This is a genomic window from Streptomyces sp. NBRC 110028, from assembly GCF_001417735.1.
Classification (GTDB): Bacteria; Actinomycetota; Actinomycetes; order Streptomycetales; family Streptomycetaceae; genus Streptomyces.
Genome location: NZ_BBUZ01000034.1, coordinates 1 through 13,506 on the forward strand (window position 1 = coordinate 1; position 13,506 = coordinate 13,506).

18 protein-coding genes are annotated in these 13,506 nt (G+C 73.9%); all 18 read right to left on the bottom strand.

The features are described from left to right. On the bottom strand, window positions 1-915 hold a 915-nt coding region (locus ASC60_RS26495), incomplete at its 3' end, for a biotin carboxylase N-terminal domain-containing protein (protein WP_159043326.1). Between the two features lie 51 nt (window positions 916-966). Continuing rightward, entirely contained in the window at window positions 967-1,896 is a 930-nt protein-coding gene (locus ASC60_RS26500; protein WP_055555203.1) for a S9 family peptidase, read from the bottom strand. Window positions 1,897-2,021: 125 nt separating this feature from the next. After that, window positions 2,022-2,762 (bottom strand): 2-hydroxychromene-2-carboxylate isomerase, encoded by a 741-nt coding sequence (locus tag ASC60_RS26505; protein WP_055555205.1) that lies wholly within the window; start codon window positions 2,760-2,762, stop codon window positions 2,022-2,024. Window positions 2,763-2,829: 67 nt separating this feature from the next. Next, a complete protein-coding gene (gene fabG, locus ASC60_RS26510) occupies window positions 2,830-3,573 on the bottom strand; it encodes a 3-oxoacyl-ACP reductase FabG (protein ID WP_055555206.1) in 744 nt (247 codons plus the stop codon). A gap of 4 nt (window positions 3,574-3,577) precedes the next feature. After that, window positions 3,578-4,066, bottom strand: a complete 489-nt coding sequence (locus ASC60_RS26515; RefSeq protein ID WP_055555208.1) for a 3-hydroxyacyl-ACP dehydratase FabZ family protein — start codon at window positions 4,064-4,066, stop codon at window positions 3,578-3,580. After that, entirely contained in the window at window positions 4,063-4,473 is a 411-nt protein-coding gene (locus tag ASC60_RS26520; RefSeq protein ID WP_055555209.1) for a 3-hydroxyacyl-ACP dehydratase FabZ family protein, read from the bottom strand. Before ASC60_RS26520 ends, ASC60_RS26515 begins: the two co-directional genes overlap by 4 nt. Window position 4,474: 1 nt before the next feature. After that, window positions 4,475-4,729, bottom strand: a complete 255-nt coding sequence (locus ASC60_RS26525) for an acyl carrier protein (RefSeq protein ID WP_055555210.1) — start codon at window positions 4,727-4,729, stop codon at window positions 4,475-4,477. A gap of 29 nt (window positions 4,730-4,758) precedes the next feature. Beyond that, complete coding sequence (locus ASC60_RS26530; protein WP_199831063.1) at window positions 4,759-5,001, bottom strand: hypothetical protein; 243 nt, start codon at window positions 4,999-5,001, stop codon at window positions 4,759-4,761. A gap of 7 nt (window positions 5,002-5,008) precedes the next feature. Continuing rightward, entirely contained in the window at window positions 5,009-6,184 is a 1,176-nt protein-coding gene (locus ASC60_RS26535; RefSeq protein ID WP_055555213.1) for a beta-ketoacyl synthase N-terminal-like domain-containing protein, read from the bottom strand. Window positions 6,185-6,231: 47 nt separating this feature from the next. Continuing rightward, entirely contained in the window at window positions 6,232-6,630 is a 399-nt protein-coding gene (locus tag ASC60_RS26540; protein WP_055555215.1) for a hypothetical protein, read from the bottom strand. A 4-nt stretch (window positions 6,631-6,634) separates the two neighbouring features. Continuing rightward, window positions 6,635-7,042, bottom strand: a complete 408-nt coding sequence (locus ASC60_RS26545) for a hypothetical protein (protein WP_055555217.1) — start codon at window positions 7,040-7,042, stop codon at window positions 6,635-6,637. Beyond that, entirely contained in the window at window positions 7,042-7,368 is a 327-nt protein-coding gene (locus tag ASC60_RS26550) for a DsrE family protein (protein WP_055555219.1), read from the bottom strand. Before ASC60_RS26550 ends, ASC60_RS26545 begins: the two co-directional genes overlap by 1 nt. Beyond that, a complete protein-coding gene (locus ASC60_RS26555) occupies window positions 7,365-8,156 on the bottom strand; it encodes an SDR family oxidoreductase (RefSeq protein WP_055555221.1) in 792 nt (263 codons plus the stop codon). Before ASC60_RS26555 ends, ASC60_RS26550 begins: the two co-directional genes overlap by 4 nt. Window positions 8,157-8,181: 25 nt before the next feature. Next, on the bottom strand, window positions 8,182-9,129 hold the full coding sequence (locus ASC60_RS26560) for a beta-ketoacyl synthase N-terminal-like domain-containing protein (protein ID WP_055555222.1): 948 nt from the start codon (window positions 9,127-9,129) through the stop codon (window positions 8,182-8,184). Then, the gene (locus ASC60_RS26565) at window positions 9,129-10,319 is read right to left on the bottom strand and encodes a beta-ketoacyl synthase N-terminal-like domain-containing protein (RefSeq protein ID WP_055555223.1); all 1,191 of its coding nucleotides are present in this window, start codon (window positions 10,317-10,319) and stop codon (window positions 9,129-9,131) included. The genes ASC60_RS26560 and ASC60_RS26565 overlap by 1 nt, the downstream gene beginning before the upstream one ends. After that, a complete protein-coding gene (locus tag ASC60_RS26570; RefSeq protein ID WP_055555225.1) occupies window positions 10,319-11,299 on the bottom strand; it encodes a hypothetical protein in 981 nt (326 codons plus the stop codon). Before ASC60_RS26570 ends, ASC60_RS26565 begins: the two co-directional genes overlap by 1 nt. Beyond that, window positions 11,299-12,363: a beta-ketoacyl synthase N-terminal-like domain-containing protein gene (locus ASC60_RS26575; RefSeq protein WP_055555227.1), complete on the bottom strand. Its 1,065-nt coding sequence runs from the start codon at window positions 12,361-12,363 to the stop codon at window positions 11,299-11,301. The genes ASC60_RS26570 and ASC60_RS26575 overlap by 1 nt, the downstream gene beginning before the upstream one ends. After that, window positions 12,360-13,505, bottom strand: coding sequence for a beta-ketoacyl synthase N-terminal-like domain-containing protein (locus ASC60_RS26580; protein ID WP_055555229.1), 1,146 nt, complete (start codon window positions 13,503-13,505; stop codon window positions 12,360-12,362). Before ASC60_RS26580 ends, ASC60_RS26575 begins: the two co-directional genes overlap by 4 nt. Window position 13,506: the final 1 nt, after the last annotated feature.

Genomic DNA, 13,506 nt, shown 5'->3' on the forward strand with positions numbered 1-13,506 from the left:
GATACCGGAGACCTCCTCCGTCACCGGGTGCTCGACCTGGAGACGGGTGTTGACCTCCAGGAAGGAGATCGTGCCGTCGACGCCGACCAGGAACTCCACCGTGCCCGCGCCGACGTATCCGGCCTCCTTCAGGATCGCCTTCGACGCCCGGTACAGCTCGGCGTTCTGCTCCTGGCTCAGGAACGGCGCGGGGGCCTCCTCGACGAGCTTTTGGTGGCGGCGCTGGAGGGAGCAGTCACGGGTGGAGACCACGACCACGTTGCCGTGGGTGTCGGCCAGGCACTGGGTCTCCACATGGCGCGGCTTGTCCAGGTAGCGCTCGACGAAGCACTCCCCCCGGCCGAACGCGGCCACCGCCTCGCGGACGGCGGAGTCGTACAGCTCGGGCACTTCCTCCATGGTGCGGGCGACCTTCAGACCACGGCCGCCACCGCCGAAGGCGGCCTTGATCGCGATCGGCAGGCCATGCTGCTCGGCGAACGCCACGACCTCCTCCGCGCCGGAAACGGGGTCGGGGGTGCCGGCGACCAGGGGGGCTCCGGCGCGCTGGGCGATGTGGCGGGCGGCGACCTTGTCGCCCAGGTCGCGGATGGCGTGCGGCGGGGGGCCGATCCAGGTCAGCCCGGCGTCCAGGACGGCCTGGGCGAAGTCGGCGTTCTCCGAGAGGAAGCCATAGCCGGGGTGGACGGCGTCGGCGCCGGACTCGGCGGCCGCGGCCAGCACCTTGGCCTGGTCCAGATAGCTGGCCGCCGGAGTGTCACCACCCAGCGCATAGGCCTCGTCCGCCGCGCGCACATGAACGGCGTCCCGGTCCGGATCGGCGTAGACGGCAACGCTCGCGATCCCGGCATCCCGGCAGGCACGGGCAACACGGACAGCGATCTCGCCACGATTGGCGATGAGCACCTTCTGCATGCTCTCTCTTCCCTCTTCAGAAGTTACCGTCCGGCGGGGACGGTCACGTTGCTATCCCAGGGCCCGCTTGAGGAAATCCAGTACCACGCTCGCGTAGCCTTCAGGATCGGATTGCAGCCCGAGCAGATGCTCGGCTCCCGGAAGGACGTGCGTCTCGGCCTGGGCATAGCGCTCGGCCAGCGCGTCCACCGAGGAAGGCGGCACGATCGCATCGTGCTCGCCCGACATGAACAAGAGTGGGATCTTGGCGAACTTGCCGGTCGCGGGCGGTGGCCACCCGGCGCGCAGCATGGCGGGCCCCAGGGCGCACAGCGTGCGGGTCACCACGGAACGGGACGGTTCGCCGCTCAGCGCGGGGGGCATCGGCAGCGCCTCCGCCTCCAGGTACTTGCGCAGCAGCGGCGGAACGTCGTGCCCGGGGCCGCTGTCGCACACCAGGGCGTCGAACTCGAACCCGTCGTGAGTCAGCGCCCACATGGCCGAGAAGCAGGAGAAGGAGAAGCCGTAGACGGCGATGCGCGCCGTGGCGTACCCCTGCTTGGCGCGCAGCCAGGACACCACCGAGGTGACATCGCTCGCGAACCGGTCGCCGAGCCCGAACAGCGCCCGGTCGTCGCTGCTCGCCCCGTGGTTGCGGTGGTCGAACAGGCAGACCGTGTACCCGGCGTCGTGCAGGAACTTGGCGTGGCCGAGGCTGTGGTCCTTGCCCGCGCCCAGACTGTGCGCGAGCACCACGACCTTCTCGGTGGAGCCGGGGCAGAGCCAGGCGTGCACCCGCTTCCGGCGGCCGAACGGGATCTCCAGGTCGGTGCAGGGCAGCCCGTGGTCCCGGGGGTGCTCCCGCTGGGTCCGGTCGCGCGGGTGGAAGGCGAGATACGCCAACTGGGCCCCGTACAGCGGGGCTATCGGCAGCGCCGCGACCGAGAGGGCGCGGGACACCGGCGTGGGTGGCCGCACCGGCGTCCGGGGTGGCTCGGGCATCGGCGTCCTCCGGGAGGGGGTGGAGTGTCCGTCGGCGGTCAGGGCGGTCTCGTCTCGGTCGGTGTCGTGCGGTGGGGCAGCGGGGCGGGTACGTCAGGATGACGGCTACGCGGGAGTACGGGCGGTCACCCGCAGCCCCCGGCGTGGCCCTGGTCGCCGGACGGGGCGGCCACGAAGTCCGCGTCGGCCGGTGACTCGGGGGTGGGTGCTCCGGGTACGCGTGGGGGCGCGTCGCGGGAGCGGACCGCCCCCACGAACGCCGGGAGCCGGTCCACGCCCCAGTACTTGTCGTAGCCGAGGGTGAAGAACGGCACGCCGAACGCCCCGTCCCGGCTGAGGTCCAGCAGCGCCCGCAGCCCGCGCCCGGCGCGCAGCTCCGGGTCGCCGGCGGCACCGGCCATCCGCTCCGCCACGGCGTCCGGCAGCCCGAGGCCGGTGGCGAGGTCCGCGATGACCTCGCGGTCGCAGATGTCCCGGCCCTCCTGCCAGCGGGCCCGGTAGATCCGCTCGATGTACGCGGGGCCGCACCCCGCGTCCAGCGCGAGAAAATACGCCAGATGCGGTACTTCCCAGACCGGGTCCCGGTCCACCGGCCAGGTGATGGGGAGGTCACGGTCGGCGGTCAGACGGCGCACGTCCTGAAGGATATAGAGGTGCTTGTCGCGTGACATCGCCGTGTACGGAAAAGAGCGGCCGTGTTCGGCCATACGGCGCTCGCCCTCCGCGTCCGGCTCCCACCAGGGGTGCCATTCCACCACCTGTGCGACATCCGGATAGCGGTCCATCAGATCACGGTAGGCGATCCAGCTGTACGGGCTGCGGAAATTGAAATAGAAGCGCGGCACCCTGCTGCGCCTGGCCGTCATGTCCGTTCCCCCTTCACCGGGACCGTTCGGATCGCTCCGACCGCCGCCCGCTCACTCGCTCGCTCGCTCAGATCACGATGCCACCGTCGACCTGGAACACCGCCCCGGTCACATACTCCGCCCCGACCAGGTACGCGACCATGTCGGCGACCTCCTCCGGGCGTCCGAAGCGGCGCAGCGGGATGCTCTGCTCCGCGTCCTTGCGCACACTCTCGGACAGTGCCGCGGTCATATCCGTCTCCACGAAGCCCGGCGCGACCACATTGGCCCGGATGCCGTACCGTCCGACCTCCTTGGCGAGCGATTTGGTGAAGCCGATGATCCCGGCCTTGGAGGCCGCGTAATTCGACTGTGCCGCATGGCCGTGCACGCCCGCCACCGAGGAGATGTTGATGATGCATCCGGACTTGCGCTTCATCATGCCGAATACGACCGAACGGCATATGTGATACGTGCCGTCCAAGTTGACTTCCATGACGCCCCGCCACTCCTCGTCCTTCATCAACAGCAGCGGATTGTCCCGCGCGATGCCCGCGGACACCACCGCCACGTCGAGGGGACCGAGCCGGTTCTCGGTGAACGCCACGAAGTCGCGCACCGCGTCCGCGTCCCGTACATCCGTCTGCCGGCCGACCACCCGGCCGCCGCCGAGCCCCGCCGCCTCGTCCTCCAGGGCGCGGGCCGCGTCGGGGCTGGACTGGTGGCAGAACGCCACGTCGAAACCGTCCCGGGCCAGCCGCAGCACGGTCGCGCGGCCGATGCCCCGGGAGCCGCCGGAGACGAGGGCCACCTTGCTGTGCGCGTCGGACATGGTGTTACGTCACCTCTCCTGCCGGGGCCTTCAGTGCGGCGGCCGGGCGCATCGTCATCACCAGCCGCCCGACGGTGAGCACGGTCGCGTCACCGACCAGGCTCTCCCCCTCGAACATGTACGTCTCCCCGACCCGCCGGGCCAGCCGGACGTGGTGTTCCACCACGTCGCCGGGGAGGACCGGGCGGTGGAATCCGGCGTCGGTGACCCCGCCGAGCAGCATCGCCATGCCGTCCAGCACATCCGGATTGGGCTCCTCCCAGGCCACCAGGACCCCCGCCACATGGCACCAGGATTCGAGGAGCACCGTCCAGGGGTAGTGGTAGGCCTCCGCGGGCGCGTCGTCGGGGACGGCCTCATACCAGGGCTCGTTGCAGGTGACGGCCTTGAGGCCACGGGCGCGCGTCCCCGGGACCAGCTCGGTGACCCGGTCGACCAGCAGCATGGGGTAGCGGTGCGGCAGCACCCGCTTGATCTGGTCCACGGTGATCATCCGGTGGCCTCCCGTTTCTCGCGAGCGCCGAAGCGCAGCCGCACGCGCGCGGCGAGCCCGCGCTCGGTGGTGGCCTCGGCGCGGCAGCGCCAGTCGCCCGTCGCGTCGTCCCGCGACCAGGTGAACTCGCAGCTGAGGGTGGAGCCGGGGAAGACCGGGCCGAGGAAGCGGGCGGACTCGACCGCCGCCAGGGCGCCGCCCGGTTCGGGCAGCGTGGCGAGGGCGCCGCGCTGGACGTACTCGACGACGCACACCCCGGGGAAGATCGGGAAGCCGGGGAAGTGACCGGCGAACACCTTTTCCGTGCCGCCGATCACGGCCACGCACCGGGCGGGCCGCTCCCCCGGCGCCCCGGCGTCGACCACCTCGACGGTGCCGTCGACCGGTCCGCACGCGGTCGCCGTCACCTCACTTCTCCAGCTTCGACGCGAGCAGGTCGTGCACCTTCCGCAGGGTGGTGATGCTCTTCATCTCCCGCTCCTCCAGCTTCACCGCGTACTTCTTCTCCAGTTCGACCATGACCTCCAGGGCCATGAGCGAGTCGACGCCGAGGTCCTTGACGAATTCGGCCTCGTCGGTCACCTCCTCCTCGTCGACGTCGAGGACTTCCGCGACGAAGGTGCGCAGTTCGTCGAGGTCCAGGGCGGCGGTGGCGTCGGCCATGGCGGGTTCCTTCCCAGGGTCGGGGGTGTTCAGGGGGTTCCGGGTTCGGCGGGTTCGGCGAGCGCGGCGGGGGGCTCGACCGGGACGGCCGTCGCGTCCGCCGCGATCCGGCGGATCGTTCCGGTCAGCCTGCGGCCGGGGCCCAGCTCCACGAACCGGGCGCAGCCCGGCTCGGCTTCGAGGGTCCGGACGCCGTCCTCCCGGCGCACCGGGCGGCCCGGGCGGCGACCAGCCGCGCCGCGCGGCCCGTCATACGCGCTCCTCGTGCTCATGGCCGCCTCACCGGGTCCGCAGCAGGGCCGCGCCGACCACGCCGTCCCGGTCGATCGTGGTGACCAGGGCCGGACTGCCGGGGGCGATCTCGCCGTGCTCGGCGAGCGCGAGGACGGCCGCGATCTGGAACGCCGCCGAGGCGGCGCAGGTGTCGCCGATGGCGTCGGCCGTCGCCACCCGCAGCGGCCGGTGCCCGCCGAGGACATCGGCGAGGGCGGCCCGCTCGGCCTCGCCCTCGGCGCCGGGCGCCTGGGCGTCGGCGAGGGCCCGTACGTCGCCGGGTGCGGTGCCGGTACGGTCCAGCAGCCGCGTCACGGCGTCGGCGAGCGCCGTACGGGCCGCCGTCGGGTCCGCGGCGAAGCCGAACTCCACGCCCGCGACGTCGGCGAGCCCGCCGCGGCCGTGTTCGCGGGCCTCGTCGGCGGTCTCCAGCAGCCAGACCGCGGCGCCCTCGCCGAGCACGGCCGTCGCGTCGTCGTCGGCGCGGGTGTGCCACTCCAGCCAGGCGCGGGCGGAGGTGAACTCCTCGACCGCCCCGCACAGCACGGTGCGGGCGCGGCCCGCGCGCTGGAGCCGCAGCGCGTACCGCAGGGTGAGCAGCCCGGCGGCGCGGCCGCCCGCGATGGTGGTGTTGGGGCCCTTGAGGCCGTGCCAGATGGCGGACTGTCCGGCCGCGCAGTTCATGACGGTGTTGGGGAAGCGGGCCGGATCCACGAAGAAGGGCTTGGCGCCGACGAGCGAGTCGCGGGTGAAATCCATGATGGACTGGGCGCTTCCGGTGCTGGTGCCGAGCGCGATGCCGGTGTGCTCGCCGACGCCCGGCAGCCGTGTCGCCCCGTCGCCGCCGGCCGCGCCGCGTCCGCCGTCCCGTGCGCCCTCCCGTACGCCGCCGCGCCCGCTTTCGCTCTCGCCGGACAGCAGATGACGGATCGCGGTGACGGCGAGGCCGGTGACCCGGTCCATGGAGCGGGTGTTCTTACGGCCGAGGATCTCCCGGATGTGGAAGTCCGGGACGAGGCACGCCTCGCGGAACGGCACCGACCACTCCTCGGGGTCCAGCGGCTTGCCGGTGCCGCGGCCGGACCGCAGCCCGCTGCTGAAGTCCGCGGCCCGCAGTCCCAGGGGCGATACGGCGGTCCAGGCGGAGATGACCGGGCTGACCGCGGCGGGAGCGTTGACCATGGGCGTGGATACTCCTTCGGTTGTGGCCCGGGGGCCGGACGGGGTGCTCACAGGAACCACACCTGTTCGTAGGAGGGCCATCGCGCGGCGAGCCCGTGCGCCTCGATCACCCGCACGCCGGGCAGCAGCCGGTCGGCGGCGGTGCGCCCCAGCGCGGTCAGGTCGGGCCGCTCGACCAGCACGGTCACCCCGGCGTCGAGGAGCTTCACGACCGACGCGCGCGGATCGGGCAGGGTGTCCAGGGTGCGCCCGCCGAGGCGCAGCGGCGGCTGGGGTTCGGCGCGCAGGGCGTAGCCGGCGGCGGGTCCGCGCAGCGCCAGGTGGCAGCCCCCGCCGCTCCGCCGGTGCAGATCGGGGACGACGTAGAGGGCGTCCGCGAACTGGGTCTCGACCGATCCGCGATACGCCTTCTCCATGATCAGCAGCCAGCGCGCCTGTTCCTTCATCGGTTCAGCACACCCCCATGACCAGGCTTTTGTCCGCCGCCTTGACATGTTCGGCGAACAGGAACGGGGACCGCTTGCTGACCTGGGGGATCTGGTCGGCCGCGCCTCGGTCGTCGGCGCAGAAGCGGCAGACGTACCAGTAGAGCCGGTCGGGGTGGTCGGCGAGCAGGTCGCGGACGATCAGCGCGGTGGACGGGTGGCGGCGCTCCAGGTCGGTGAGGTCGCGCGGTTTGGTGTCGCCGAGGGCCGCGCTGGTCAGGCGGGTGGCGTCGCCGCAGGTCCAGATCTGCACCCGGGCGCCGCGGTCGAGGAGCGCGGTGGCCAGCCGGAGCGCCGAGGTGACCAGGTCGCTCTGGTGGGGCGCGCCGAAGAGGTTGAGCAGCACATCGGTGGCGGGTATGGGCCGGGCCATCAGTGCCACACCGCCCGCACTCGGGGTTCCAGCAGCTTGGCGGCCACGTCGTCCATCTCCACCATGCGGACGTCGGGGGTGAGGTCGGCGGCGGGCAGGGCGCGTTGGGCGGCCGAGAAGGTGTCCACCCACACCTCGCCGCCGTCGCGCAGGAGGGTCTCGATGCCGGGCGCGGCGCCGGGGAGGGCGGCGGTGACCCCGTTCTCGACGAGGAACAGCACCACCCGGTGGCCGTCCCCGGCCAGCCGTGCCGCGTCGCCGACGAAGCGCTCGCACGCGGGCCCGGTCTGCGGGCCGCCGCTCTCGATCAGCAGGTGGTCCGTCATGTGAGCAGTTCACCGCCGTCCACGCCGATCACATTGCCGGTGATCCAGGAGGAGTCGGTGCGCGACAGCAGGGAGACGGCCTCGGCGATGTCCTCCGGGCGGGTGAGCCGCCGGTGCGGGTTGAGGTCGCGGGCGTACGCGGCGAGCTGTTCGCTGTCGGGGATGCGCTCCATGGACGGGGTGGGGGTGACCCCGGCGCGCAGCGCGTTGACGGCGATGCCGGAGGGGGCGAGTTCCAGGGCGAGTTGGCGTACGTGGGACTCCAGGGCGGCCTTGGCGGCGGAGACGGCCCCGTAGTGGGGCATGACGCGGGTGCCTCCGGCGGAGGTCATCGCGTACACCTTGGAGCCCCGGCGCAGCAGGCCCGCGGTGAACAGGTCCTGGGTCCAGTAGACGAGGGAGTGCGCCATCACGTCGAGCGTCATGTTCATCTGACGGGAGGTGACGCTGCCCTCGCCGTCGGGGGTGACGTACGGCAGCAGGGTGCCGAACGCGAGGGAGTGGACCAGGACGCGGATGCCCGTGCCGCCGGTCAGCTCCGCGAACCTCGGCAGCAGCTCCTCGCGGGTGCGGGCGGAGGCGGCGTTGGCGTTGAAGAAGTGCGCCTGGACGCCGTGCGCGCGCATCTCCTCCTGGGCGACCGCCGCCTTCTCCTGGCCCTCGGTGGTGTCGAAGTGGACGCCCAGGATGCCGACGCCCGCGCGGGCCAGCTCGTGGGCGATGGCCAGGCCCATGCCGCTGGAGGCGCCCAGGACCAGGCACCAGGATCCTTCGAGTGAGGTGATCATCGGCCGCTCGCCCTCCGTGGTCCGGTCATCGGCTGCTCGCTTCGGCGCCGCCGGATCCGCCCGGGGTGACCAGGCAGACGGCGGTGTTTCCCTCGGCCGCCGCGGTGACGACGGCGTGTGCGTGGTCCGTCGGGTGCCGCAGGGCGGCGGCGACGTGTGCCAGCGGCGCGAGGCAGCCCGCGCCCGCCGGGACGCGTTCGGCCCCGGGGAACGCCGCCACGACCGCCTCGCCCACCGCCTCGCCGACCGGGGAGCCGTCCAGGACGGCGGTGACGGTCGGCGGGGTGCCCGGCCGGTGGCCGAGGGCGGCGAGCGCGTCCCGCAGCGCCTCCGCTGCCGCCCCGGCGCCGCCGGCCGGGACGGCGAGGGCGGGCGGCAGGAAGAACGTGACGACTCCGACGCGCCCGTACGCCCGGCCGCCGCGCTCCGCGACGGCCGCCGCGGGCTCCAGCAGCAGCGCGACGGCACCGGCCTCCGAGGTGTCCGCGCCCGGCTCGCCCTCCGGCAGCGCCTCCTCCGTCGCCCCGGCCAGCAGCCGGGAGGCGCGCCCGGCGGCGACGGCGCGGGCCCCGGTCTGCAGCGCCTCCAGGCCCGCGACGCGGGGGCTGGTGACGGTGAGGTTGAACCCCTTGAGGTCGTGTTCGGTGGCCAGCCTGCTGCCGAAGAGGTTGATGGAGAAGTAGGGCGCGGTGGCCGGGCTCAGCGCCCCGGCACCGCCCGCCCCGACGACCGTACGGTTCATCGCGTGGTGCAGGGAGGTGGCCGCGCTGTTGGTGCCCACCGCGGCGCCGCGGCGCTCGGGTCCGGCCGCCGTCAGCGCGTCCTCGCCCGCGTCGGCGAGGGCGCGCTTGGCGGCGGCCAGCACGTACTGGGAGGCGCTGGGCAGGTACTTGTAGCCGCGGCGGCCCAGCTCGGCACGGAAGTCGAAGCCGTCCGCCTCCACCTCGCCCACGCCCGTGACCAGGAGATCCATCAGCGGGCCTCCCCGAAGACGAGGGAGATGTTGTTGCCGCCGAAGGCGTAGGCGTTGACCAGCCCGAATCCGCCGCTCAGCGGGGTGCTTTCCGACGGCAGCGGCACCGCGCACTCCGGATCGGCCGCCCCGACGGGCACGTTCGGCGGCAGCGTGCGGTGGTGCAGCATCAGGGCGGCGGCCAGCGCGGCGAACGCGCCCGCCGCGCCGCCGGTGTGGCCGATGAGCGCCTTCAGGCTGTACAGCGGGGGCGCCGCCGCGCCCAGCACGGTGGTGAGCACCCGGCTCTCCACCACGTCGTTGAGATCGGTGCCGGTGCCGTGCGGCACCACGAACCCGACCTCGCCCTCCCCCGCCTCGCGCAGCGCCTCGCGCAGCGCCTCGCGCAGCGCGCGCTCGATCTGCCCGCCGCCGGGCTCGGGCGCGGTCGCGTGGTGGGCGTCGCAGCTCCAGCCGCTGCCCGCCAGGCGGGCGTAGCCGGGCCCGGCGCCCCGGGCGCGGGCGTGCGCGGCGGACTCCAGGACCAGGACGGCGGCACCCTCGCCGAAGACCGTGCCGCGCCGGTCGGCGGCGAACGGGCGGCAGCGCTCGGGGTCGATGGCGCCCAGCCGGTTGAAGCAGGCGAGCGCGACCCGGGAATACGCCTCGGCGCCGCCCGCGAACACCACGTCCGCCTCGCCCGAGCGGATCAGGTCGGCGGCGACGGACAGCGCGTAGCCACTGGCGGAACAGGCGTTGCTGACGCACAGGTTGGGGCCGCGCGCGCCGAGCAGGCCGCCGACCGCCGAGGCGACCGGGAAGACGGGCGCCCAGCGGCCCGTGCCCGGGGCCTCGCCCGTCCACCACGCCTCGTGCAGCTCCGTGTCGCCCATACCGCTGCTGATCGCGACGGCCACCCGGCGCGGGTCGACGCCGCCCGGCTCCGCGAGCCCCGCGTCCCGGGCCGCCTCCCGGGCCGCCTCGATCGCGAACCGCGAGCCGCGCCCCAGCGGCAGCCCCTCCCACTCCGCGGGGCCCTCCGGCACATCGGCCCCGGGCACCAGATACATCCGCGGATGGTCCATGTGGGCGAGGGGGTCGGGCACCCGGGACGGGGCGGTGCGCGCGGTGTGCATACCGCGCCAGAAGGCGTCCGCGCCCCCTCCCAGCGGCGACAGCGCCCCCACCCCGGTGACCAGCACGTCGTCCATCAGGTGCCGCTCGGCTTTCCGGCCAGCGCGTCCAGCACCCGCTGGTCGAAGGGGACCAGATGCCAGTCGCGGCGGTTCTCGATCAGCGCGTAGCCGTGCACGATGCCGCCGGTGGCGGTGAGGGTGAGCGCGCCGTCGCGGACCGCGTAACAGTCCATGCGGGCGGTGTAGGTGAGGTCCTTGAAGATCTCCTCCACCGTGTAGACGGTGTACAGGTCCTCCTCCATCAGCGCCTCGCCGGTGATCCGTATCCAGGAGCGCGGCACGACCGGTATCCAGCCGCGCTCGTCCAGCAGCGTCTTGATGGAGATGCCGCGGGACTTCACGAACCGGTCCTTGGCCTCCTCCATCAGCCGCAGATAGCCGGACATCTGCAGCCGCTCGGTGAAGTGGCAGTAGGGGTAGGTGATGCTCCACTTCCAGGCGTGGGTGTTACGGCCCTCCGTGAGCGCCGCCAGCACGGTCCGCTCGTCGCCGTCCGGCACCGCCGGGCGCGGCTCGGCGGGCGCGCCCTCGCCCAGCCGGTCCACCGTGAACCGGCCGAACTCGCCGGGCGGTTCGGCGGCCCCCGTCAGATAGGTGTCGGCGCGCAGCGAGGCCCGGACCTTGGCGGTGACGGCCTTGAGGACGGAGCCGTCGCGGACGATGCGCAGGGTCACCCGGAAGCCGAGCGCCGTATCGCCGTCGGAGGTCCGCGGCACCACCTCGGCCTCGGCCTCGTCGTCCAGGTGGAGGGCGTGCAGGATGCGACTGTCCAGCTCCACGATGTCCAGCCCGAGCCCGTGCTCCTCGTACAGCCGGCGGGCGGGCGCCCCGCTGCGGGCGAAGTGGACCAGCACCGCCTCCTCGATCAGATAGTTGACGTGCTTGAAGCCGATCCAGGTGCAGATGTTGGAGCCCTCGTACCGCGGCCGCAGCCGCACCGTGGTGGTGTCGGTCAGCAGGGCCTTCGTCGACGTCGGCGGGGCGGCGGCTCTCATCAGGTGCACTCCAGGGCTGAAATCTCTGACATCGCTGAAACCTCTGGCGTCCGCCGCCCGCCCGGCCCGCGCAGCAGCAACCCGGCCACGGCGTCCGCCGTGTCGTCGCCGCTGGTGATCAGCGCCTGGCCCGCCCCGGCTTCGGCCCCGGCGGTGCCGAGCCAGCCGACCGCGGCGGCGCACTGGAGGACGCCGAGCGCGCCGGAGGCGCGGCCGACGGCGGTGGTGACGTCGTGCCGCGGTACGGCAGGGGGCACGGGTGCGTCGGATGCCGGCTCCTGGTAGCGCTCCGGGGTGAACCAGACGCCCGGCCCGTCACCGCCCTCCGGCAGCAGGGCCCGCACGCAGCCCGCGAGCCCCGCCCGGCGCTCGTACGGCCCCAGGACGGCGAGGGCGCGCGCCCCGCGCTGCTCCGCCCAGCGCGCGCCCTCGACGACGAGGGCGGCCGCGCCGTCCAGCAGGTCGTCGGCGGGCCGGGCGAGCAGGTCCTCGACGACGGCGTTGTGGGTTTCGGCGCCGACCACCAGGGCGCGGCGGACGCGGCCGGCGGCCACGAGCGTCGCGGCCCAGTGGACGGCGTCGAGACCGGACGTCGGCCCGTTGCACAGCATCAGGTTGGGGCCGCGCAGCCCGTGCCGGATCGCGACCCAGGAGGCGATCACATTGCTGGAGGCGTTCGGCAGGCTCATGGGGCTCAGGGAGCGGGCCGACCCCTCGGCGATCGCGGCGGCGGTGAGGCACGCGGTGTCGAGGTTGCCCAGGTTGGAGCTGGCCACCACGCCGACGGTGTCGCCCGGCACGGTCAGCGTCCCGCCGTCGGCGTCATCGGCGGGGACGAGGGCGGCGTCGCGTAACGCGTCGAGCGCGGCGCACAGCGCGAGTTGGGTCGCCCGGTCCTTGTAGCGGTGCCCGCGGCGGCCGATGCGGGCACCGGTGTCGAACGGTTCGGGGGCGTGCCCCAGGGCGCGCGCGCCGCGCAGCAGCGCGTCCGGGGTGTCCGCGCCGGGCAGGGCCAGCCCGACCCCGGAGACGACGACGGCGCCGGGTGCGCGCGGCTCGGTCACCGGTCGGCCCTCTCCACGATGGCGACGGCGTTGACCCCGCCGAACCCGAACGCGTCGATCTGGGCGAACCGCAGGGGCTCCCCGCCGCAGGACTCCCGGACGAAGCGGAAGCCCTTCGCCTCGGGCAGCGGGTCGGTGAGGCCGAGGGTCGGCGGAATCCGGCCCGAGGTCAGCGACTTCAGCGCCACGATCAGGCTGACCAGGCCCGAGCTGCCCGAGGTGTGGCCCGTCATCGACTTGATCGCGGTCATCCGCGGCGTCGTGACGTCCGGGCCGAAGACCTCGGCGATCGCGGTCGCCTCCGCGCTGTCGTTGAGCTGCGTACCGGTGCCGTGCAGCAGCACCAGGTCGATGTCGCCGGGGGTGACGCCCGCCCGCTGCTGGGCCTCGTGCACCGCCCGCACGATGCCCCGCGCGTCGGGCGCGGTGACATGGCTCGCGTCGCAGTTCATGCTGACGGCGCGAAGCCTGCCCAGCGCGCCGGAGCGCGCGCCGGGCTCCTCCCGGCGCAGCACCACCGCGGCGGCGCCGTCGCCCATCAGCACCCCGCGGCGCTCCCGGTCGAACGGCCGCACCCGGTCCGGCGGTTCGGCGTTCACCCGGTCCAGCAGCCCGTACATGCTCTCGGTGAGGGTGTCGACCCCGGCCACGATCACGGTGTCCTCGGCGCCGGCGGCCAGCAGGTCGCTGCCGAGCGCCAGCGCGTACAGCGAGGCCGAGCACGCCCCCGCGAAGGTGTGGGTGCGCACCGCGCCGAACCGCTCGCGCAGCGCGGTGCCGAAGTGCAGCCGCGCCCCGGTGTCGAACGGGGTGCCGTCGCACCAGGCCAGCTCCGCCGAGCGCAGCTCGCGCAGCCCGGTGCCGACGAGGACCGGCACCCCGCTCAGGTCCTCGCCGAGCCCGGCCTGCCGCGCCGCCTCCCCGACGGCGCGCAGCAGCCACGCGGTGGCCCGGCCGGGCACATCGGCGCCCGGTCCCGGCCGGTCGTCGATCTCGTACGCGTGCCGCCCCCGGTAGCGCCCGGGGTCGAAGCCGCGCAGTTCACCGAGTCCGCTGGTGCCCGCGCACAGGGCCGCGAAGACCTCGTCGACGCCCTCGCCCACACTCACCACGGCGCCCGCGCCGGTCACCAGCTGACTCATG